Annotated in this window: 24 protein-coding genes; 10 read left to right on the top strand and 14 right to left on the bottom strand. The window is 36.8% G+C overall.

The window, feature by feature from the left end; genetic code table 11:
• Positions 1–132: 132 nt before the first annotated feature.
• From ACFFLS_RS12480 to ACFFLS_RS12490, 3 genes are all read right to left on the bottom strand, one after another.
• A complete protein-coding gene (locus ACFFLS_RS12480) occupies positions 133–636 on the bottom strand; it encodes a TetR/AcrR family transcriptional regulator (protein ID WP_379686487.1) in 504 nt (167 codons plus the stop codon).
• Positions 637–857: 221 nt separating this feature from the next.
• Positions 858–1,271 carry a nuclear transport factor 2 family protein gene (locus ACFFLS_RS12485; protein ID WP_379687683.1) on the bottom strand — a complete coding sequence of 138 codons (414 nt, stop codon included), beginning with the start codon at positions 1,269–1,271 and terminating at the stop codon, positions 858–860.
• Between the two features lie 233 nt (positions 1,272–1,504).
• On the bottom strand, positions 1,505–1,918 hold the full coding sequence (locus tag ACFFLS_RS12490) for a DUF1348 family protein (protein ID WP_379686485.1): 414 nt from the start codon (positions 1,916–1,918) through the stop codon (positions 1,505–1,507).
• Positions 1,919–2,382: 464 nt separating this feature from the next.
• Here ACFFLS_RS12490 and ACFFLS_RS12495 point away from each other — a divergent pair, with 464 nt between their 5' ends.
• The 3 genes from ACFFLS_RS12495 to ACFFLS_RS12505 all read left to right on the top strand — a co-directional run bounded on the left by ACFFLS_RS12495 (position 2,383) and on the right by ACFFLS_RS12505 (position 4,823).
• Positions 2,383–3,246, top strand: coding sequence for a helix-turn-helix domain-containing protein (locus ACFFLS_RS12495; protein WP_379686484.1), 864 nt, complete (start codon positions 2,383–2,385; stop codon positions 3,244–3,246).
• 114 nt (positions 3,247–3,360) lie between these two features.
• Positions 3,361–3,774 (top strand): OsmC family protein, encoded by a 414-nt coding sequence (locus tag ACFFLS_RS12500; protein ID WP_379686482.1) that lies wholly within the window; start codon positions 3,361–3,363, stop codon positions 3,772–3,774.
• Positions 3,775–3,779: 5 nt separating this feature from the next.
• Entirely contained in the window at positions 3,780–4,823 is a 1,044-nt protein-coding gene (locus tag ACFFLS_RS12505) for an alpha/beta hydrolase (protein ID WP_379686481.1), read from the top strand.
• A 239-nt stretch (positions 4,824–5,062) separates the two neighbouring features.
• Here the strand turns inward: ACFFLS_RS12505 and ACFFLS_RS12510 are convergent, their stop codons facing one another.
• The 3 genes from ACFFLS_RS12510 to ACFFLS_RS12520 all read right to left on the bottom strand — a co-directional run bounded on the left by ACFFLS_RS12510 (position 5,063) and on the right by ACFFLS_RS12520 (position 6,744).
• On the bottom strand, positions 5,063–5,959 hold the full coding sequence (locus tag ACFFLS_RS12510) for a helix-turn-helix domain-containing protein (protein ID WP_379686480.1): 897 nt from the start codon (positions 5,957–5,959) through the stop codon (positions 5,063–5,065).
• A gap of 78 nt (positions 5,960–6,037) precedes the next feature.
• Positions 6,038–6,334: a putative quinol monooxygenase gene (locus tag ACFFLS_RS12515; RefSeq protein WP_379686478.1), complete on the bottom strand. Its 297-nt coding sequence runs from the start codon at positions 6,332–6,334 to the stop codon at positions 6,038–6,040.
• A 5-nt stretch (positions 6,335–6,339) separates the two neighbouring features.
• The gene (locus tag ACFFLS_RS12520) at positions 6,340–6,744 is read right to left on the bottom strand and encodes a YybH family protein (RefSeq protein ID WP_379686476.1); all 405 of its coding nucleotides are present in this window, start codon (positions 6,742–6,744) and stop codon (positions 6,340–6,342) included.
• A gap of 145 nt (positions 6,745–6,889) precedes the next feature.
• On the opposite strand from ACFFLS_RS12520, the gene ACFFLS_RS12525 reads away from it, so the two are divergent.
• Positions 6,890–7,105, top strand: a complete 216-nt coding sequence (locus ACFFLS_RS12525) for a hypothetical protein (protein ID WP_379686474.1) — start codon at positions 6,890–6,892, stop codon at positions 7,103–7,105.
• Positions 7,106–7,246: 141 nt separating this feature from the next.
• On the opposite strand, the gene ACFFLS_RS12530 is transcribed toward ACFFLS_RS12525, so the two are convergent.
• From ACFFLS_RS12530 to ACFFLS_RS12545, 4 genes are all read right to left on the bottom strand, one after another.
• Positions 7,247–7,465, bottom strand: coding sequence for a hypothetical protein (locus ACFFLS_RS12530; RefSeq protein WP_379686473.1), 219 nt, complete (start codon positions 7,463–7,465; stop codon positions 7,247–7,249).
• A 15-nt stretch (positions 7,466–7,480) separates the two neighbouring features.
• Positions 7,481–8,227, bottom strand: coding sequence for an SDR family oxidoreductase (locus ACFFLS_RS12535; protein WP_379686471.1), 747 nt, complete (start codon positions 8,225–8,227; stop codon positions 7,481–7,483).
• 15 nt (positions 8,228–8,242) lie between these two features.
• Entirely contained in the window at positions 8,243–9,040 is a 798-nt protein-coding gene (locus tag ACFFLS_RS12540) for an SDR family oxidoreductase (RefSeq protein ID WP_379686470.1), read from the bottom strand.
• 202 nt (positions 9,041–9,242) lie between these two features.
• The gene (locus tag ACFFLS_RS12545; RefSeq protein WP_379686469.1) at positions 9,243–9,893 is read right to left on the bottom strand and encodes a DUF1349 domain-containing protein; all 651 of its coding nucleotides are present in this window, start codon (positions 9,891–9,893) and stop codon (positions 9,243–9,245) included.
• A gap of 160 nt (positions 9,894–10,053) precedes the next feature.
• Here ACFFLS_RS12545 and ACFFLS_RS12550 point away from each other — a divergent pair, with 160 nt between their 5' ends.
• The 4 genes from ACFFLS_RS12550 to ACFFLS_RS12565 all read left to right on the top strand — a co-directional run bounded on the left by ACFFLS_RS12550 (position 10,054) and on the right by ACFFLS_RS12565 (position 13,825).
• Complete coding sequence (locus ACFFLS_RS12550) at positions 10,054–10,821, top strand: helix-turn-helix transcriptional regulator (RefSeq protein ID WP_379686467.1); 768 nt, start codon at positions 10,054–10,056, stop codon at positions 10,819–10,821.
• A gap of 586 nt (positions 10,822–11,407) precedes the next feature.
• Complete coding sequence (locus ACFFLS_RS12555) at positions 11,408–11,626, top strand: hypothetical protein (protein ID WP_379686465.1); 219 nt, start codon at positions 11,408–11,410, stop codon at positions 11,624–11,626.
• A gap of 231 nt (positions 11,627–11,857) precedes the next feature.
• Positions 11,858–12,307, top strand: coding sequence for a response regulator (locus tag ACFFLS_RS12560; RefSeq protein ID WP_379686464.1), 450 nt, complete (start codon positions 11,858–11,860; stop codon positions 12,305–12,307).
• A gap of 21 nt (positions 12,308–12,328) precedes the next feature.
• Positions 12,329–13,825, top strand: coding sequence for a PAS domain-containing sensor histidine kinase (locus tag ACFFLS_RS12565; RefSeq protein ID WP_379686462.1), 1,497 nt, complete (start codon positions 12,329–12,331; stop codon positions 13,823–13,825).
• 175 nt (positions 13,826–14,000) lie between these two features.
• Here ACFFLS_RS12565 and ACFFLS_RS12570 read toward each other — a convergent pair whose 3' ends face one another.
• The 4 genes from ACFFLS_RS12570 to ACFFLS_RS12585 form a co-directional block, all read right to left on the bottom strand.
• Positions 14,001–14,408 (bottom strand): response regulator, encoded by a 408-nt coding sequence (locus ACFFLS_RS12570; protein ID WP_379686461.1) that lies wholly within the window; start codon positions 14,406–14,408, stop codon positions 14,001–14,003.
• A gap of 258 nt (positions 14,409–14,666) precedes the next feature.
• On the bottom strand, positions 14,667–16,934 hold the full coding sequence (locus ACFFLS_RS12575; protein ID WP_379686459.1) for an ATP-binding protein: 2,268 nt from the start codon (positions 16,932–16,934) through the stop codon (positions 14,667–14,669).
• Positions 16,935–17,056: 122 nt separating this feature from the next.
• A complete protein-coding gene (locus ACFFLS_RS12580) occupies positions 17,057–17,512 on the bottom strand; it encodes a response regulator (protein ID WP_379686458.1) in 456 nt (151 codons plus the stop codon).
• A 314-nt stretch (positions 17,513–17,826) separates the two neighbouring features.
• Positions 17,827–19,245 (bottom strand): SDR family oxidoreductase, encoded by a 1,419-nt coding sequence (locus tag ACFFLS_RS12585; protein WP_379689417.1) that lies wholly within the window; start codon positions 19,243–19,245, stop codon positions 17,827–17,829.
• A gap of 165 nt (positions 19,246–19,410) precedes the next feature.
• Between ACFFLS_RS12585 and ACFFLS_RS12590 the strand changes: the two genes are divergently transcribed.
• Together ACFFLS_RS12590 and ACFFLS_RS12595 are read left to right on the top strand one after the other, a co-directional pair.
• A complete protein-coding gene (locus ACFFLS_RS12590; protein WP_379686456.1) occupies positions 19,411–19,701 on the top strand; it encodes a TIGR03643 family protein in 291 nt (96 codons plus the stop codon).
• A gap of 140 nt (positions 19,702–19,841) precedes the next feature.
• Entirely contained in the window at positions 19,842–19,982 is a 141-nt protein-coding gene (locus tag ACFFLS_RS12595) for a DUF2256 domain-containing protein (RefSeq protein ID WP_379686454.1), read from the top strand.
• Positions 19,983–19,984: the final 2 nt, after the last annotated feature.

Consider the following 19,984-nt stretch of genomic DNA (forward strand, 5'->3'; position numbering starts at 1 on the left):
ATAATTTAATGAGTGAAACTGAATTTTGACGCTGCTTACAATTGCATTTTCAATTGCCTGCTGAAACTTTGCCCTATTAACAATAGTAAGGTTCAGAAAACAAAATGCATTGCCGATACGCTTTTTATCTGCCTAATTGATTAAACGATCGACAATCACTTTTGATTTTTCTATCAGCTCGTTAGACTTGAACATCTGGCTTTCTATTATAGAGCTTTCAAAGAGCATATAAATATGGTCTGACAAACCCTCTTGAGATATGAAATCTGAAAAAAAATGCCGCAGGTCTTTTTTATGATCCTGAATTACATTGAGTATCTTTAAATTATCGGCTGGAATTTCAGATAAAATATTCAAGAAGCTGCAGCCTCTGAAGTTTTCCTTAGCGTTCATATAAATTAAATAGTCGAATGATGAAAGAATCTTTGATTTGATGTCTTTTTTACCGCTTATAAAATTATTAAGCCCATTGAACCAATAGACATGCCTTTCATTTAGGAACGCAACGCATAAGTCCTCTTTAGATTTAAAATGCTGGTAAAAACTGGCCTTGGCTACATTTGCTTCGGAAATTATCTGGTTAATGCCCGTTGAATTATAACCTTGGCCGGCGAATAGGACCATGGTTACGTCCATAATTCTTTCTTTTGGAGATATCATAAATTAAATTTTAGAAAACAAATATACAGCTAACTTTAAAAACATACAAACCTGTCTGTCTGCAAACTCATGTAGAGTGCTCATTTCAAAACTTCTAAAACCAAGACTTTACCATAAGGGCTCTTTTGGTGACATATCAAAAGTAGAATTAGCCCTCACAAGAACACGACCAGTTCTACTTTCCAATAAAGTTTAGGTTATTTAAACTTTCGATCGCTCTCTTTGATTGGCAGATCATTGATACTGGCATACCTTTTCGCCATTAGGCCATTTTCATCAAATTCCCAATTTTCATTTCCGTATGCCCTGAACCAATTCCCCTTCTGGTCCATATACTCATATTCGAACCTCACAGCAATACGGTTGTCTGTGTGCGCCCAATATTCCTTTTTAAGCTTATAATTCAGCTCCTTCTTCCATTTATCAGAAAGAAATTTGACAATCTCTTCCCTGCCGTTGACAAATTTATCCCTATTTCTCCATTCGCTGTCAATGGTGTAAGCTTTGGAAATTTTCACTGGATCTTTAGAATTCCAGGCATCCTCAGCATATTGCACTTTCTGTAATGCACTTTCCAATGTAAAGGGCGGCACGGGATATTTTTTCTCTATTTGTGCATTCGAAGAACCTTGCGCACTTGCAAAACCTGCGGTTAGAAATCCAGCAGCTAAAATGATGTGTTTAAGCATTTTCATAAATCTTTTTTTTATTTTTAAATTAAGAGGTAATTATTTTTAAAAGCTCACTAATAAAGCTTTGCTGTTTCGATGCTGGAAATAGACAAAAGCGGAATCAGCACATTCAATAACCGCTAATTGCCGATCCCGCTCTTATAAAGTTTCGGTTATTTAAACTTTCGGTCTTCTTCATTGATTGCCAAATCATTAATGCTGGCATATCTCCTAGCCATCAGGCCATTTTCATCAAATTCCCAATTTTCATTTCCATATGCCCTGAACCAATTGCCGTCAAGGTCCATGTACTCATATTCAAATCTAACTGCGATGCGGTTCTCCGTGTGGGCCCAGTACTCTTTTTTAAGCTTATAATGCAGTTCCTTGGTCCATTTGTCGGCAAGGAATTCGACAATTTCGTCTCTCCCGTTCACAAATTTATCCCTGTTTCTCCATTCGCTGTCGATGGTGTAGGCTTTAGAAATTTTTACAGGGTCTTGAGAGTTCCATGCATCTTCTGCAGATTGAATTTTCTGAAGTGCGGACTCCAATGTAAAAGGCGGCAGTGGATGTTTCTGTTCCATTTTTTTATAAATTAAATTGTTAATAATCAGTGTAATCCTTTTGATCGATACGTGAAGTACTATTTTATGGGACAAAGTTATGACAAAACAATTACATAGACAAACCTGTCTGTCTATTTTTTTATATTTTTTTTATCTTTCCTGATATTTTGAGTTTTTCACTGCCTATTTTTGCAGCAATAACAAACTAAAATACCAGCAATTACGCATAAAAAAAGTCCCATTTATTTTCATAAATAATATTTTAAAAAAAAGCAGCTTATCAGAATCCATAGATAATATAACAAGATTAATCTTTCATATTATTTAACGAGCCATACAAGTTTGCTTTTGATGTATTATAGCAGCCAGTTGTTTCAAAATTCCCGCCATCAAGTTTCCAATACTGTTTCATTGAATATTTCTCGGCAGTTTTATGCGGCCTAATCTTAAAAATTGTAATCTTGCATAATAATAATTATCAAATGAGCAGTTCCATTCCGATTTTTGAATCGCACCATAAGAAATTAGGACTTATTCCTTTCAATTCTAATACTCTGGATGTGGTAAATGGTGAAATATTCCGGCATTACATCAAAGTCATATTTATACCAGCCGGTTATTCTTTGACAGTTGATTTCAATTTATATCATACTTCCAGTCCCGCACTTTTTTTTGTCAATAACAATCAGCATCTGGATATCCACACAGCAAATAATGAAGATGCATTTCTGATTCACTACAACAGAGATTTTTATTGCATTCAGATCCATGATCAAGAAGTAGCCTGCGACGGGCTGTTATTCAACAATATTTTTGAAATACCCAAAGTTGATCTTTTGGAAGAAGAATTAAATGCGGTTTCCCAGCTATTCGGCAATATTAATGATGAGCTGATTTTTCAGGATCTTTCATCGGAGGAAATGATCAGAACTTATTTGAAGCAGATCATTATTCGTGCGACAAGACAATGGAAAAAGCAGAATCTTAAAAACCAGTATTCCAATCTCATAACTGCCGAGCAGGATTTTTTTCGCAATTTCAGCCGATTAGTGGACATTCACTATAAACAAAAACACAGTGTTGCAGATTATGCCGGCCTTTTAAATATTGCTCCAAAAACAATTTCCAATAAATTTCATAAGCTTAATCTGGAAAATCCTAATGAAATGATTAAAAACAGGATTATACTGGAAGCCAAGAGATTAATGCTATACAGCGATTTGAGCATAAAAGAAATTGCTTATGAGTTAGGTTATGAAGACCCAGCGTATTTCAATCGCATCTTTACACAGAAAGCAGGCAAAACACCAGCCGTTTTTAAAAAAGAAATTAAAAAACAAATATAATATCTTTCAAAAAAGGAAAAAAGTACAATTTTTATCGACTTTTTCATCTTTATTTAGACTGTATAGATGACATACCTTTGTCTCATCAAAGTATAACAATCTAAAAGAAAGATTATGAAACGCAATGCAACCGCCGTTTGGAACGGCTCTATAAAAGAAGGAAGCGGACATCTGACTACTCAAAGTTCCGTTCTAAACCAGACTCAATATTCATTCAGCAGCCGTTTTGCCGATGGGATCGGAACTAATCCGGAAGAACTTCTGGCTGCGGCCCACGCCGGATGTTTTACAATGAAATTGAGTTTGGACTTAACCGAGGCAGGATATTATCCAGAGCATCTGGAAACAAAATCCATCATCACACTTGACAATGGAAAAATCATTCAGTCTAAATTGGCACTGAATGCGAAAATTCAGGGAATCTCAGCTCAAGAATTTGAAAAAATCTCAAAACAGGCAGAAAAGACCTGTCCTGTAAGTTCAGCATTTAACTTCGAAATTATCTTAGATCTTAACCTTCAAAATTAATTATCATGAAAACTATTTCTTTAAAAATATTCGCTTTAGCATCATTATTAAGTTTTAACTCAACCGCAACAGCACAATCTCTTCCCGCGTCCCAAGACCCAAACATTGGAAAACAGACCAGAGAATTTTTGCAGGCATTGAACATCGCTGGCGGCAAACCGCTGGAAACTTTATCTCCCAGTGATGCCAGACTAGTGCTGGCAGGCGCTCAAAAATCTGTAAACTATGATTATTCTGATATTGAGGAATCTGAAAAAACCATTACAGAAGATGGACAGACAGTTAAAATTCATATTATAAAACCAAAGGGCGCAAAAGCCGGTCTGCCGGTATTCATGTTTTTTCACGGCGGCGGCTGGGTTTTGGGAGATTATCCTACCCATAAGAGATTAGTTCGCGACTTGGTTGTCAACAGCGGAGCAGCTGCAGTTTTCCCGGATTACACCCCCTCGCCTGAAGCAAGGTTCCCTATCGCTGTCAACCAGTCATATGCGGCAACCAAATGGGTATCTGAACATGGAAAAGAAATTGGTGCAGACGGCACAAGACTTGCTGTTGCAGGCAATAGTGTCGGTGGAAATATGGCAGCTGTTGTGGCGTTGATGGCAAAAGATAAAAAAGGTCCTAAGCTGGTTCAGCAGGTGCTTTTATGGCCGGTTACTGATTCAGATTTCACCAGAGCTTCATACATTAAATTTGCTCAGGAAAGATTTTTAACTACCCCTTTAATGAAATGGATGTGGGATAATTATCTGCCTGATCCTAAAGATCGAAACAATAAATACGCTTCTCCCCTAAAAGCCTCATTAGAAGAGCTTAAAGATCTTCCTGCCGCTTTGGTACAGGTTGCTGAAAATGATATTTTACACGATGAAGGTGTCGCTTACGGCAGAAAACTCGATGATGCAGGGGTTCCCACTACACTTATAGAATATAAAGGATTTATCCACGATTATGGAATGCTAAACCCTTTAGCTCATATTCCAGCAGTTCAGCAATCTGTTTTGGATGCGGCAGCTGCTCTAAGAAAAGCATTATTTGAAAAATAACAGCTTATAAATTAACCTGATTTTTTATAAAAAACTTCATCTATTCCTTTTTATTGATTTGGAATTAAGCTGGAGTTCACAAAAAGCCAAATGGCGCCAATTGAAGACAATTGACGCCATTTTTTTCATATATTACCAACAAATAAGTACAGGATTAAAGCTATTAAAAAATGTAAAATTCAAAAGAAAAAATATCCTTTGAGATTTTAAAACTTTTCAAATATTATTGCAGCTTTTAATCAGTTTAAAGAACTTTCTCTGAATTCTTTGGGAGTGAGACCGACTTCTTTTTTAAATAATCTTGAAAAATAAGGAGGGTTTTCAAAACCCAACCGATATGCAGTTTCAGCAATAGTATTATCAGTACTTAATAATAAGTTTTTTGCTTCCATAACTAAAGAAATATGAATATGCTCTAATGCTGTTTTTCCTGTCTCCTGCTTTAATAAATCACTTAAATATCGGGCTGATAAAGACAATTCAGATGCCATATATTTTACGCTGGGCAATCCGTCTTTTTGAAGTTTTCCGCTTTCAAAATAATCTTTTAAGATCTCATTGAATTTAGAAACGGTAGTTCCCGAAATAGGAGCCCTGTTTATAAATTGCCGTCTGTAATAGCGTTGGGAATATTTCAAAATTGAATCAATATGGGTAAGGATAATATCCCTGCTGTACTCATCCTGATTGTTATAATACTCGCCTCTTATTTTATGAAACAAATCCCAAAGCGTTTCTTCTTCATTAGGAGATAAATGCAGTGCTTCATTGGCTTCGTAGTCAAAGAAAGCATATTTTTGAATCGCTGAATGCAGAGAATGGCTGAACAAAAAATCTTCATGAATGTAAATCATAAAACCTTTTTCTGTCAGCTCTATATCATTCATTTGAATAATTTGATTTGGCTTTAAAAAAAACATGGAACCATTATCGTGGTCATATTTTGTTTTTCCATAATTAACCGTGCCTGATTTTACTTTTTTTAGCGCAATTTTATAGAAGCCCAGCGTAAATTCCGTCTCTGCAAAACTGCAGTCTCTAATGTCGTCAAAAGTTACGAGTCCCAGCAATGCATTTTCAGGGGCAGGAAAACCGTTAGCGGTGTAAAGTTCCGTTATTGTTTTGTAATGTTTCATTCTTTTTGTTTTTCAAATTCATTAAAAACCAGCATCATAAACACTAGATTTTCAACAAGTTGCCTGTTGCAAATTTATTTAAATTTCAGCAAGATAAGTTGCTTTAGGCAATGCTTTTAATTTACCATCAAGAAAGATAAAAAAGCTTTTTACATACTCTTGTTCAAGATGCCACTCGTATAATTCTTTTGATGTATAAACAGCAAAAATTACAAGCGTATTTGGATCTTCTTTTTTTCTTGTTAGTTTAAAAATCTCAGTGCCTTGTTCAAGTAAAATTAAATCTTTAGTTTGAATAGCATTGGAAAGTACTGCATCAATTAATTCAGGATTTACAGTAAGTTCCACATGGGTAATTATTTTCTCGTTTGTCATAATAATTAATTTTGTGTTTGTGCAGGTGTATCAATATTCCAAATATCACGATACATCTTCCATTGATCATTTTGCTGCTTCCAGATTATTATAAATTTTCCTTTATAAACAGATATACCCTTATCAATCAATAATTCTACAGCTCCGGATTCAATAACAAATTCAGGTCCTCCCATAACTTCGCTTGAAGTTAATTTTATATTTCTGATGCCCATTTTATAAGCCCCGTCAAAGAATGCGTTAATTGCCTCGGTGCCAAACATCTTAGGATAGTTTGCTGGAAAAATACACGCATCAGTCGTGTAATGTTTTGCAAATTGAGAAGCATCACCTTTGGTGAAATTTTCATCATATGCCTGATGGTCTGTTTCAATAATTTGTCTTATTGCATCTAAATTAAAATTTTCCATTTTTTATTAATTTTTAAAAACAACAGTACTTTTACAGTGTTGCTTCTCTGTATATAATTATTTTTTCTGCTGAACTTACTTGTTTGCTTCTCCAAGATAAAAGCCCATATTCTGCTCTACCTTTTCTACGCCAATTTTACCATACATGGCTCCAAAAACAGGCATTCTCAATTGTAATCCAGGCCAGGACAATGAACTCAGAAATTCTGTATATGATGCCAGACGTTCAGTCTCTGTAGGAGCTCCTGCAAGATTAAGCTGTTCTTTGAGGGTGACTAAAGCTGTTTTCTCAATGCTGCTAAGCGATTTGCCAAATTATCCACAAAAGCATCCAATTCAGCATTTGGCAATGTTCTGGTGACCCATCCGTATTTTTCTGCTGTAAGGGCATCATAATCATTTCCTGCGGCGAATACTTCCAGAGTCCTGTCTTTGCCTATTAATCTTGGTAATATATTATTCCCCCTCCGCCAGGAAAAAGACCAACACCAACCTAAGGGTGTTAAAAAACGGCTGATTCTTTACTGGCATATCTCAGGTCAAATGCCATTGCCAATTCATCGCCGCCACCTGTTCTTTGAGCGAAACTGTTTGTACTGATTGCCAGCGCTGTAAAAAAATGCCATTGCCAATTCATCGCCGCCACCTGTTCTTTGAGCGAAACTGTTTGTACTGATTGCCAGCGCTGTAAAAAGATCTTTATTAATTTTAAATTTTTCATTTCAATTTTTTTTAACTATTCTTTTATCTGATTCATCATCTCAAATGCCTCAGATGGAGAAGACAAATAGAATTTTCTGAATTCTGCTGTCTGCCCAACCTGAATTTCATAAATATTATTTTCAATAGCATTGATTAACTCTTCGGCAACTTGGTATGCAGGTATTCCGTTTTCGCCGCCAATGTCCTTAGAAAATTCTGTATTGACCATAGGCGGCAGCAATTCAAATACCTTTACACCTGTGTTATTGGCCAGGGTATGACGAAGTGAAAGAGTGTAAGAATGAACAGCTGCTTTACTGTCTGAATATGTAGGCACTAAATATTGCGGCGAATAAGCAACAATTGAAGATACGTTTACAATCGCCGCTTCCTGCTGAGATTTTAATAAGTGTAAAAAACCTTCTGTCAATCTTATGAGTGAAAAATAATTTGTTTCAAACTCTTCTGCAGCTTTCTCAAAAGCCAAAGCTTCTTCGCTGTGTGTGTATGTGAATGCACGACCCGCATTATTGATAAGCACACTTAATTCAGGATAATTGGCAGAAACTTTTTGAATTAAATTCTTAACATCATCCGCGTCGTTAATATCGCAGCGAATTGCAGCTGCATTTGGCAATACTTCTAAGGCAGCTTCTAATTTACTTTCGGTTCTGCCTGCAATGATGACTTTATTTCCTTTTGCAGATAATAATTTTGCGGCTTCAAAACCTATGCCTGAACCGCCTCCTGTGATAAGGATTGTTTTATTTGTAATATTCATTTTAGTATAATTAAATTATTTAAGGCTTTTAAGCATAGAACTTTCAAGCATTTTAGGTGCAAAATTTTGAAGAAAAACAATCATACCCGATTGTTTTCCAACTGGATTACTGAATTTTGGTTCTTTAGCTGCGATGATTTTTGAAATAATTTCAACTACAGGTTCCGGTGTCTGCGCTTCATCTAAACCTTTTTGAGTAAGCGCATCCACTTTTTTTCTGTAATTGTTATAGTCGCTGATGGCATTTCCTTTAGAAACCAAGGCATTACTTCCTAAATTCGTTTTGAACCATACAGGCTCAACGACACTTACCTTAATATTGAATTGGTTTAGTTCCAATCGCAGCGCTTTAAAATAGCCTTCAACTGCGTGTTTTGATGCGGAATAGTAGGATAAATTTGGAGGTCCGATCAAACCAACAATAGAACTTACGGTAATTATCTGTCCCTGTTTTTGTTTTCTAAGCTGCGGCAGCAAAGCGTTTGTTACTTTAACAGTTCCCCAAAAGTTAGTTTCAAATTGTTTTCTGGCAGCTTCCATTGGCGTTTCTTCGGCAATTCCTGTGACCATAAATCCAGCATTGTTTACCAGAACATCCAGTTGTTTGATTTCAGTAGAGACTTGTGCCGCAAATGAATTAATAGAAGCATCATCATCTATATCCAGACGAAATAGTTTAAATGCTGCTTTACCTTTATATTTTTCAGGCTCTCTGCTGGTGCCTATTACATTAAAACCTTTTTTGTGAAGATCATTAGCCAGCAGCAATCCAAATCCCGATGATGCGCCTGTAATTAAAATTGTTTTGCTCATTTTGTTTCTTTATATGATTAATTATGAGGCAAAGTTAATGGCGCAGAACACCTTACTAGTTATACAAAAGTGGGAATACGTGATACATATTTACGTATGGTTTTTGCTTTAATTGCAATTACTGATCTATAACTTAAAAAAAACTGCTGTACCCTAGAAGTACAGCAGTTTTGGCAAGCTGAATAAATTTAAAAATATATTGTTACTGATTATTTTTCAACCATTCTAAACGTCTTTGGTCTGGAAGATGCGTAATTTTAAATTCTTCAAAAACAGCTGTAAAACCTTTTCCATCAGGACTTGCAGCCATCATACCAACTTGTACGGTTTTAAATTCCGGAAAATAAACTGTATTGGTCATTGTATAATTAACACCATCAACAGAATAAAAAATTTCCAGTGCATCTAGTCGGCGTACGGCTTTCATCCAGACATTTTTGGGTTTTTCCTTTAATCCCAGAACACTCCAAGAGCTTTTATCAATAGTGTGAACAGTGCTTATGTTGTAAATTCCGTCTACATATTCCACACCAGTTTTAACATAATTGTTTTCATCTATTCGCAGCATTAAACATACTTGGTCAAATCTGGTTTTGTACACTCCGCTCATCTTTACTGTAACTTCAAACTCGCCGCTTCTCTGCGTATAAAGAAAAGGACCATCATAAACTGTAAATCCATAATGGCTTTTATTCCAGTAATCAGACTGGGCGGTAACCTGCATTGTTAGTTTATTTTCTTTTATTTCCCACTCTGCCGGTTCATTAAGCCAGCTCATGGCATTTAATTTTTGAGCATTTCCTTTTACAGCCATAATGCATATACATATTAAAACTAAGTGAATTCTCTTCATGATTTCTTAAATTTGAATTTTTACTAATAATTTACAAAGAATGTAATTTGATGTTTTTTTGGCAATAGTGATATATAACCATATTTACCGGATGACTTACCACTGTTTTGAGAACTAAATTGCAGCATTTAAAATTGAAAAACATAAAAGAATTACTCTTATGAATCCTATTTCAAACTTAGAAAATCAATTTTCATTTGAATCTAAAGACATCCCCGAAAAGCGGCAGAAAGCATTAAATTATGCGATCAATACTTTAGAATATTACGTAAAATTAGATCATTCAGTAGCTGTATTGTCTGACTTGGCAGATAACAAAAGTTATATTTTTGCCGATAGTTTTGGAAGTTTTTTTGAAATGAATATTTCGGGTTATACCACAATTGATTCAATATGGGAAGAGGATATTTACAAGCGGATTCATCCGGATGATCTTTTTCAAAGGCATCTTTTAGAATTAGAATTTTTTAATTTTTTAAAATCCGTGCCTCCTGATGAAAGATTGAATTACAGCACTAAATGCCACATTAGGGCTCTGAATAGTAAAAATGAATATCAGTATATTTTACATCGCAGTTTTTATATGCTGAAAAGTTCCCAAGGAGGTTTATGGCTTGCAGTTTGTCTCTATAATTATTTATTCGAAAAAACAGCAGCTGTAAATAGTATAGAAGGAAAAATTATTAATACTAAAACGGGAGAAAGTTTTTATGCAGATACGTATGAAAACTGCCGTGAGCTTTTGACAATTCGCGAAAAAGAAATTTTAGTTTTAATCGGTAAGGGAGTAATCAGTAAAGAAATAGCTGTAATGCTAAATATAAGTATTAATACGGTTAACAGACACAGGCAGAATATTTTGGAAAAACTTAATGCTGCAAATTCTATTGAGGCAGTACGAACAGCAGAGGCTTTAAATCTGTTGTGACACCGAACTTCTCATTGCTTGATTCACGCCGATTAAAAACAAGAAAGAAAAACTAGAAAATCTTTCTTGCCATGAAAATTCCCATCGCAATAAGCAGCTAAAGCCGATGATTTATTAATTCATCAGCTAACCTAAATACGAAGCTTTACAAAGGCTAAACGGGCACACGCCACAGTCCTAGCCCCGATAGCAGTGGAAATCCTTTTGTGCCGGATTTCGGCGCAAAAGATTGGAACGTATAGCGGGAAGAGCTGCCAAAAATAATTATGAGTAACACAGCCTCCGGTGTTGATCTCATTTCAGCAGCAGGAAATTTTGCAAGGTTCCAATTCTTGATTATTAATTGCTGCTCGACTGATAAAGAAAACTGATTTATTGCTTTTCATAATTATTTTGGATTTCCTGCTCTTATTTCTTTAAATGCAGCCGCCACTCGACCCAATTAAAAAATGGATTTGTTTCAGGCAGAAGCAAACACTCTTAAATTATATAAATCCAAGCCGGAATTCTATAAATAATCGACTCATGATTTGTGTAATTTTGAAATCAGAAATAAAAACATAGACATTATATAAGAAAATCTATCATGAATTCATACGCAGCCGACTCTGCCATTTCCAGCTCAGCAGAACAATATAATATCCGATCCAATTCTAATTTTAGAGATGCAGAATTTTGTTCTGAAAAATATCATATTGCTGCATTAGCCGGCTTGTATGCTAAAGATGAAGATGAGCCCGATTTTGACTGCGAGTTTTTATTGGGCATCCATGGCAGCTTTGATGAAAAAGATAATTCAAATTAATTTAACTAACATTATAATCTGGCAGGCAGTGCTTTAGATTATCAATGGACTGCGCATCTGATGGCGCACATGCAGAGTAAAATCATTAATACATTACCTCATTGCCAAATGGATATAAATTTTAAAATATAAATCAGATATAAGCAGTAAAAGATGCACGATAATCTGCCTTTGGCAACCGGATATTAAAATTGTATCTTTGAGATTAGTGCTGTAATTCAGAATATTTCTATGGATCAAAAATTATTTAAACACGTCCTGCTGGCAGATGACGATTTGGATGACTGCGAATTTTTTTCAGATGTTTTTAAAACAAATTTTCCAGATGTGAAACTAACTGTTTCAAATGACGGCAAAGTATTGATGAACCTGCTTGAAGGCCCGCCTGCCGCAGAAGCCGATATGATTTTTCTGGATCTTAACATGCCTGTTTTATCAGGTCCGCAGTGTCTTGAAAAGATTAGAACATCACTGGAGCTTAACAAACACATTGTGGTTATTTTCAGCACCAGCGACAGTCCTTCCGATATCGAGAAAATGTATTTACTGGGGGCCAATTATTTTATCACAAAGCCTGCCGCATACAATGATTTGTCCAAACTGATCAGCAAAGCAATGTCTTTGGTGTCCCAGACTGATATCAGGCAGCCTTCATTTGAAAACTTTTATATTAAAATTTAATTATTATTATATTTTGCAGTCATGATGGAACTTCCAGACTCAGTAAGAGAAAACGTTTTACGCAGTGTCATCTATACGGCGCCTTTTCCGATCGGAGTATACACAGGAGAAAAGATGAAAATTGTTCTGGCCAATAAGTGCATGATTCAAACCTATGGCAAGGGACCTGATGTGATAGGTACCAACTACACGGAAATTCTTCCCGAGCTTGAAAACCAGCAGATATTTGATCAGCTCCGCGAGGTGCTGCATACCGGAAAACCTTATGAAGCAAAAAATGCAAGAGTTGACATCGTTGTGGACGGCGAACTCAAACCCCATTACTTCAATTACAACTTCACCCCCATTTACGGTACGAAGGGAGAAGTATACGGGGTAATGAATACAGCTGCTGAAGTGACCGAACTTAACGTAGCCAGACAGCAGACCATAGAGATTGAAAAAAAATTAAGGCTGGCTGTTGAATCCTCACAGCTCGGCCTATTCGAAATTGACATCAATAAGGGTATGATAGCAGGGTCAAAACGTTTTACAAACTTTTTCGAATTGGAAAAACGTGAGTTTCACCTAAGCGCTCTAGCCGCTTTTATCCATGAAGATGATGCAGCCCTATGGCATGATTCAATTAAGGGAGTCTCACAATCAGGAGACTTCAATTGTGAAATAAGGGTGATTATCAATGAGAAGCTTCACTGGATGAGATTTTCCGGAACCCTCTCTGAAAGCGATAATAAAGAAAATACTATAGTTGGAATAGCCCAGGATATCACCGAGCAGAAAAAGAATGCCCAAGAGCTTATGCAGCTGGTGGAAAAGCGCACCCTTGAACTTAAACGTTCCAACGATGACCTGAAACAGTTTGGGCATGTCATCAGCCATGATTTGAAAGAACCGGTACGCAAAGTGCTGTTATTCTCCAATATTCTAAAGGAAGATATAAGCAATGGGACAACGCCAAAAATAAGCCAATATGCCGATAAAATAAATAAAAGCGCCGCACGCCTGACAGAAATGATTGACTCCATATTAAACTATTCCTCTGCCGGGAGTCCGGATTTGGAAGAGGCGGTGGATCTAAACTATATAATAGAAAGCATAAAAGAGGATCTTGAAATAAAAATTCTGGAAAAACATGCAGTAATCGAATATTTAAAACTCCCGCTGATTCGCGGTTCTAAAATTTTATTTCATCAGCTGTTCTACAACCTGATTGCCAACTCGCTGAAATTCTCCCGCGACAAGGTCGATTCCTGCATCAAAATAGACCACAGCATTGACGCTGAAAGCTTAAAAATTAAAGTTACCGACAACGGCATCGGGATTGCTGCTGAGAATTCCCAAAAAATCTTTAATGTTTTTGAGCGCCTGCATTCCAAAGATGCCTATGAAGGGACAGGATTAGGACTTGCACTATGTAAAAAAATCGTAGAGAGGCACGGGGGAAAAATGATGAATATTGAAGCTGAAAGTACAGGCGCTGTTTTTGAAATTACCCTGCCGGCGGCTATTTTGCAGTAATGCCTTTTTACAATTCTGCCATATATGGGCAAAGCAGTTCAAATTGCATATTTGTACTATTTATTTTTCATGTATGCATCTAAAAACCATGTGCATTAATTTTAGATAAAGAACCTGTGCTCGAATATTGAAATGTGCAAAATTTTTCTATTCAGGTTATCTAAAAACGTATTGCTTATATAAGACGAAATTTCTTTCTGTTGTCCAGAAGATTCCAATCCATCTTCATAACCTCACTTAGAAACAGCCTCATAACCTGAAATGAATTTGGTTTTACAGCATAGAACGAAGCCCCAAGTTCTTGAGCCGATTCAATATCTGACGGGTCGCTGCTGGTAGAGAGCATAATAACTTTTACATTTTTTAAATTGCCATCCTGCATTTTGATTTCTCTCAGACACTCCAGGCCGCTTTTTCCCGGCATATTGATATCAAGGAAAATAAGATCCGGCAGCTCTTCTTTATTTCCCTGAAGATTCTCCATTAGATACATGCCATCCTCCAATTGCTTTACTGCAGCATCAGGATTAACCGCCAAAAGCGCATCGGCTAAAAAGTCTCTGTCATCCTGATCATCATCCACTATAAATATGCTGCGGGAAGTATTATTTGGAACAGCCATAATTTACTATCAGCAGTTAAAAGATAAAACAGGAATTTAAAAATCTGCAGATGCTTTGATCTGAAATATAAATTTATGAAAAATCGACAAAAGACAGAATTGCATCCGGAAAAATGCATTATTCAGGGCAAAGATAGTTAATAAATTTAGAATCGAACCCATCAGGACTTTCATCGAAGCTCTGCAATATTTAATTTCTTGCAGACTGTTGAAATAGATTTAAATTAGTGAATCCTCAGGATCACAGGGAAAATAAATGGTTATGCTCGCCCCTTGCCCCGCTTTCCCTTCGGCAGTAATTGTTCCGCCTAATGTCTGCATGATTTTTTTGCATAGTGCCAGCCCAATTCCTGATCCGCTGTACTCTTGCTGGGTATGGAGCCTTGTAAAAACTTTAAATAAAGAATCTGCATGAATCTGGTCAAAACCGATTCCATTATCAGAAAACTTGACCCAGCTGCAGTATACATGAAAGAGGTTCTTTATCATTACAGGTTCCTGTGAAGCAGTTATCTTTATGACAGGCGGCCGGTCCGGCGAAGCATATTTCAATGAATTCTGGATAATATTTAAAAACAGCTGCTTCATTAAAAAGCCTATTGCGTTCACTTGCGGGAGTTTCCCGCACTCAATAACCGCATCAGTTTCAGAAACCGCCTCGCTTATTTCCTCTATCACAGATTCAAAAATTAGATTCAAATCTATTTTTTCAGCAGCCTCTCTGGTGTTTTTAATCCTAGTGTATTTCAAGATATCCTGCAGCAGTTCGCGCATTCTTGAAGCGGATTTTGAAACGCGCTGCAGAGAATCAAAATCAGGATCTTCGGGGGTGTCTGCTTTTTCCGCAAGCAGCTTGGAAGTGATCATCTGTATTTTTCTAAGAGGCTCCTGCAGATCATGCGTACTGATCCAGTTGATATTTTCCAGTTCAGAATTGGTCTCCCTTAAAATTTCACTTTGAAGCCTGTATTTTTCTTCTTCCTCACTAAGGAGAATCATCATTAAATTGTGATGGAGGGAATGTGCATATTTGGCAGCTGAATTCACCTCGTACTGCCTCCAAATGCTGCTCTGTCCTTTCACAACCTGTTTCCATGTATTAAAGGAGTTTCTTGGATGCAGCCCTTTTTCATCCTTGACTATGCTTTTCTCCGGATCGCCAGCCCAGTTGATTTCCGAGACGGTTTCTGGACGGTACCAGATGATATGACTGGAATTGCCTAGAGGATGATAAATTACTCCGGCACAATTGGAACAGCTTTCCAAGCAAGGAAAATCATCGCTTATTTTTCTTGTAACGTAAAATTCAGCGGATCGTTTATGCTCTGCCAGCTCCACAAAAGCTTTTATCTGATCATCCTCAGGGGTTAGACCGTTCTTGTAAATTTTATTTCGAAAAGATATTGAAACTCCTGCAGAATTGCACAGAGCCAGCAGCTCCGGCATTCTGATAATGGCATTCAAAGAATCCTCAGCAAGGGGAAGATCATGAGCCGCTAAATGCTCTAGTGCTTCAAGAGATTTCTTGGCATTGATATTCTCGTCATTTGATTCCCGTATATCAATCTGCGAGGTAATAAACTGGCCCTGCAGTTTAGCAGCCAGCCGCACTGCCGGGGAGATATTCTTCTGCGAATAATGATGGCAGGCAATCAGGCCCCACAAACGGTCATGATGAATAAGGGAAATGGTCAGCGTTGCACCGACACCCATATTTTTGAGATACTGCACGTGAATGGGTGAAGTGCTTCTTAAAATAGAAAGGCTTAAATCAAGATTTTTATAATCCTTGTCATCTATGGTAAAAATGGGAACAGGCTGGTAATTGATATCTACAATTAACCTAAGCTGGTTCTTTATGTACAATTCCCTTGCCTGCACCGGAATATCGGTATGGGGATAATGCAGGCCCAAAAACGGCTCCAGATCTTTTTTGCAGCTTTCAGCATAAACCTCGCCATTATACTGCTCGTCAAAACGATAGATCATCACACGGTCATATCCTGTTATTTCCCTTGTACCCTCTGCCACCAGCGCGCAAAGATCTTTCAGCGACTTTGTATTGTTCATCTGCGTTACAAACTCAATAGTCTGCGTGTAGACATCTCCCAGAATCTGTTTATCAAACTGAGGCTCAGCCTCCAGTACATAAATACCATCACTTTGATGGATATTGACCTGAAATTTTTTTCCAAGCAGTTCTATTTCCAGCGGAAATACATTCTGCACCGTATCTGAATTTATATAATTAAAAATCAGCTGATGTGCACTGCCTCCAAAAACAGTTTCAAATTTATTTCCTAATGCCTGAGTATGGCTTATATCAATAAAAGATGAAATATTACCCGTGCAGTAGTCTATAGTCCAATCAGAAGTAAGTCCGATTAAAAAACCATGCGGCTGGATCTGTCCAGGGATATGTATGGGCTCTTGGTCACAATTGGTTAATGTAACAAGATCGCGGTTAACTATATCTTTAATATTCATTAAAATGATTGAATTTAGAAAGTATCAACGTATGCTTTAGAGCAGAAAACGTCACTTTTAGTGTCAGCAGCACAGCTGTAACATTAATATCCTGCAGATCAAAATTGATCTTTTTTATGCATCTATCTAAATGGATAAATATTTTCCGGCAAATTGGAGTGCATACTCTCCAGTGTACTTTTCAAATCCGCTTGAACCCCAGTGCAGAGCTGCTGGACTATCGATCGCAATTCACCAAAATCGGAAGGCTTGACAATATAAGCTGCCGCCCCTAAAGAATGCGCCTGGTCTATGCCTTTCAAAGCATTGGAAGTTGCAATCATTATAACCGGTATACTGCCAAACTTCAAATCCTGCTTAATAATCCTTAGCAGTTCCCAGCCGTTCATTTTCGGCATTCCGGCATCCAGTAATATCAAATCAGGCAGTGACTCCAATTCGGAGAGCAAACGGAGCGCCGCCTCGCCGCTGTCCACAAATTCAATTGCAAATGCTTCTTCTGTTCCCTTCATTGCCCACTTGAAAAATTCCGCATCGTCAAAATCATCATCTACCAGTAAAATTATTTTTCTATCCATTATATAAATATAGTATCACAGCAATTTCATTAGCTGCAATGATGTAAGTAAATTTAAGCATCCGTTCCATGCAATGCAAGAGAAAAAAGCAGTTTATTCTTAAAGCAGTGACACTGTCAAGAATAAATTTCTTTTTTAACGGATGTTTTTTTATTTTTTTTTAATTATTAACAATCTCCAAACAGCTGTACTAATTCGATTCATAGACCTCTTACAGATTACCATTCTATAAAAAAGCAATCTCTTTCAAGAAGCAGCTTCACCTAATAGCATTACAGAAACTAAAAATACATCATAAAAACTTTAGTTGTCTGCTATTCTAAAACTAATTCATTAATCATCCCGTTAAATATAAAACCATGAAAAGGCAGAACGGAATACCAGTAAAGCCTGCCTAAAATTCCTTTTGGCCTAAAGGTTGCCGCCTGATATAAGGTGTTATTGAAAATTTTAAATTCCAGCCATGCCTCTCCGGGAAGTTTCATCTCGGCATACAAAATTAATTTACCTTCTTTTTTATCTGCATAAACCACACGCCAAAAATCCAGTGCATCGCCGGCATGAATTTCATGCTTGCTTGTTCTGCCGCGTCTGGCGCCTACCCCTCCAAAAATCTTATCAATCAAGCCGCGCAGGCTCCAGAGCCAGTCTGCGTAATACCAGCCTGTTTCTCCCCCAATAGACCAAATTTTGGCAATGGTGGAATCACGGCTTATGATTTCTCTTTTTCTTCTGTCTATAAAACAATCCTTTTTGGGAACCTTGAGATAATAAACAACACTTCCTTTAAACTGTCCGCTGATCTGTGCATCTTTCCAGCTTGAAGCTACGGCATCTTGATCAATCTTTACAAGCGCCTTTTGCAACCCCTGATAGTAGCTCATTGGCTTGACATTCAATAAATCATTAATTCTATTATCACTGCAGACCACTTCGACTTTCATGCTGCTAACTAATGCCGAAGCGAGTTTGAAAGAGGTAGAAGTAATAAAATACAGCCAGTAAGATGATAACTTTGGTGTCATTACCGGAAGCGTATAAATATATCTTTTGAGTTTTTTAGCCTCGGCGAACTTTAAGAGCATTTCCTTATAGGTAAGAATATCAGGACCGCCGATATCAAAACTGCAGTTGTAAGTTTTAGTATTCAGCAGTGATTTTATTAAAAATTCTAAAACATCTGCAATCGCAATGGGCTGGCATTTGGTATTGAGCCACTTTGGAGTAATCATTACTGGCAGTTTATGAACCAGATCCCGAATAATTTCAAAGGAAGCGCTGCCAGATCCTACAATAATTCCAGCTCTAAGTGTGGTGGTCGGAGTTTTCCCCGTTTTTAGAATTTCCTCTACTGCTTTTCTCGAGGATAGATGCTTAGACAGCGATTTATCATTAACAATACCGCTTAAATAAATAATCTGTCTGGCATTTGTTTTGTTTATTTTTTCTTTGAAATTTTGAGCAGAAATACCTTCGAGTTCATCATAATTATCAGCACCGGACATGGAATGTATAAGGTAATAAGCAGCATCAATATCATTGGGAATATTTTCTAGGCTTTGCGATTCTAAAAAGTCAACTTCAATAAGCTGCAAATTTGCTGAAGTTTTTTCAGGAAAATAAAATCGGTTCTTATCCCGCACACAACAGATTACTTCATACCCCTGTTCCAGCAGTAAAGGCAGCAGCCTCTTGCCTACATATCCTGTTGCGCCTGTTAATAGAATTTTCATGCTTCTGTTGTTTATATTTTTTCCAAACAGCTTAAATAATGCTGAATTAAAGTTTAAAGGTAACAATTGTTTAACTTTTATCAAATAACATTAAACAAAATAATTTTAATTAAGTATTTTAGCACTGCTATTATTGTCATTTGACAGCCCTAAATACTTACTTTTATGAATGCAAAACATACTGGCTTTTCTGCTATTGAACTTGATCGTATAATTGAAATGGCATGGGAAGACCGAACCACTTTTGATGCTATAAAATTTCAGTTTAATTTATCTGAAGCTGATGTAAAGGCTTTAATGAAAAAAGAACTCAAATTCAGCAGTTACAAATTATGGCGCAAACGAGTTGAAAGCTGCAGCACCAAACATGCGGCAAAACGCCCGGCTGAAATTGATCGTTTTAAATGCAGCAGACAGCGCGGGATTTCAAACAATAAAATTTCAAAGAGAAGATAAAAAACTTCCTTTTCAGAAAGGCATTTTTTGAATCAATACTATAAAAATTGAGCAAAAATGAAGGTAAATATCGAATTGCCGCCATGTGGCACATCAAGAAAAGAAGAAATTAAAGTTCAATAATTGAAACAGCTTTCATTTTGCGAAAATTAAAAAAAGAAAATCTGCCCAGCAAAATCTGTCCCGTCTGCAGTCGCCCTTTTTCATGGCGAAAGAAATGGGAAAAAGTATGGGATGACGTTAAATACTGCAGTGATAAATGCAGAAAAAATAAAATATAATT

It is taken from the genome of Flavobacterium procerum (assembly GCF_042431625.1).
GTDB classification, from domain to species: domain Bacteria; phylum Bacteroidota; class Bacteroidia; order Flavobacteriales; family Flavobacteriaceae; genus Flavobacterium; species Flavobacterium procerum.

What these genes read in the sequence shown, in the direction of transcription:
- ACFFLS_RS12480 (WP_379686487.1), bottom strand. Translation starts at nt 636, where the DNA reads ATGGACGTAACCATGGTCCTATTCGCCGGCCAAGGTTATAATTCAACG.
- ACFFLS_RS12490 (WP_379686485.1), bottom strand. Translation starts at nt 1,918, where the DNA reads ATGGAACAGAAACATCCACTGCCGCCTTTTACATTGGAGTCCGCACTT.
- ACFFLS_RS12495 (WP_379686484.1), top strand. Translation starts at nt 2,383, where the DNA reads ATGAGCAGTTCCATTCCGATTTTTGAATCGCACCATAAGAAATTAGGA.
- ACFFLS_RS12500 (WP_379686482.1), top strand. Translation starts at nt 3,361, where the DNA reads ATGAAACGCAATGCAACCGCCGTTTGGAACGGCTCTATAAAAGAAGGA.
- ACFFLS_RS12505 (WP_379686481.1), top strand. Translation starts at nt 3,780, where the DNA reads ATGAAAACTATTTCTTTAAAAATATTCGCTTTAGCATCATTATTAAGT.
- ACFFLS_RS12510 (WP_379686480.1), bottom strand. Translation starts at nt 5,959, where the DNA reads ATGAAACATTACAAAACAATAACGGAACTTTACACCGCTAACGGTTTT.
- ACFFLS_RS12515 (WP_379686478.1), bottom strand. Translation starts at nt 6,334, where the DNA reads ATGACAAACGAGAAAATAATTACCCATGTGGAACTTACTGTAAATCCT.
- ACFFLS_RS12520 (WP_379686476.1), bottom strand. Translation starts at nt 6,744, where the DNA reads ATGGAAAATTTTAATTTAGATGCAATAAGACAAATTATTGAAACAGAC.
- ACFFLS_RS12525 (WP_379686474.1), top strand. Translation starts at nt 6,890, where the DNA reads ATGGCTCCAAAAACAGGCATTCTCAATTGTAATCCAGGCCAGGACAAT.
- ACFFLS_RS12530 (WP_379686473.1), bottom strand. Translation starts at nt 7,465, where the DNA reads ATGAAAAATTTAAAATTAATAAAGATCTTTTTACAGCGCTGGCAATCA.
- ACFFLS_RS12535 (WP_379686471.1), bottom strand. Translation starts at nt 8,227, where the DNA reads ATGAATATTACAAATAAAACAATCCTTATCACAGGAGGCGGTTCAGGC.
- ACFFLS_RS12540 (WP_379686470.1), bottom strand. Translation starts at nt 9,040, where the DNA reads ATGAGCAAAACAATTTTAATTACAGGCGCATCATCGGGATTTGGATTG.
- ACFFLS_RS12545 (WP_379686469.1), bottom strand. Translation starts at nt 9,893, where the DNA reads ATGAAGAGAATTCACTTAGTTTTAATATGTATATGCATTATGGCTGTA.
- ACFFLS_RS12550 (WP_379686467.1), top strand. Translation starts at nt 10,054, where the DNA reads ATGAATCCTATTTCAAACTTAGAAAATCAATTTTCATTTGAATCTAAA.
- ACFFLS_RS12555 (WP_379686465.1), top strand. Translation starts at nt 11,408, where the DNA reads ATGAATTCATACGCAGCCGACTCTGCCATTTCCAGCTCAGCAGAACAA.
- ACFFLS_RS12560 (WP_379686464.1), top strand. Translation starts at nt 11,858, where the DNA reads ATGGATCAAAAATTATTTAAACACGTCCTGCTGGCAGATGACGATTTG.
- ACFFLS_RS12565 (WP_379686462.1), top strand. Translation starts at nt 12,329, where the DNA reads ATGATGGAACTTCCAGACTCAGTAAGAGAAAACGTTTTACGCAGTGTC.
- ACFFLS_RS12575 (WP_379686459.1), bottom strand. Translation starts at nt 16,934, where the DNA reads ATGAATATTAAAGATATAGTTAACCGCGATCTTGTTACATTAACCAAT.
- ACFFLS_RS12580 (WP_379686458.1), bottom strand. Translation starts at nt 17,512, where the DNA reads ATGGATAGAAAAATAATTTTACTGGTAGATGATGATTTTGACGATGCG.
- ACFFLS_RS12585 (WP_379689417.1), bottom strand. Translation starts at nt 19,245, where the DNA reads ATGAAAATTCTATTAACAGGCGCAACAGGATATGTAGGCAAGAGGCTG.
- ACFFLS_RS12590 (WP_379686456.1), top strand. Translation starts at nt 19,411, where the DNA reads ATGAATGCAAAACATACTGGCTTTTCTGCTATTGAACTTGATCGTATA.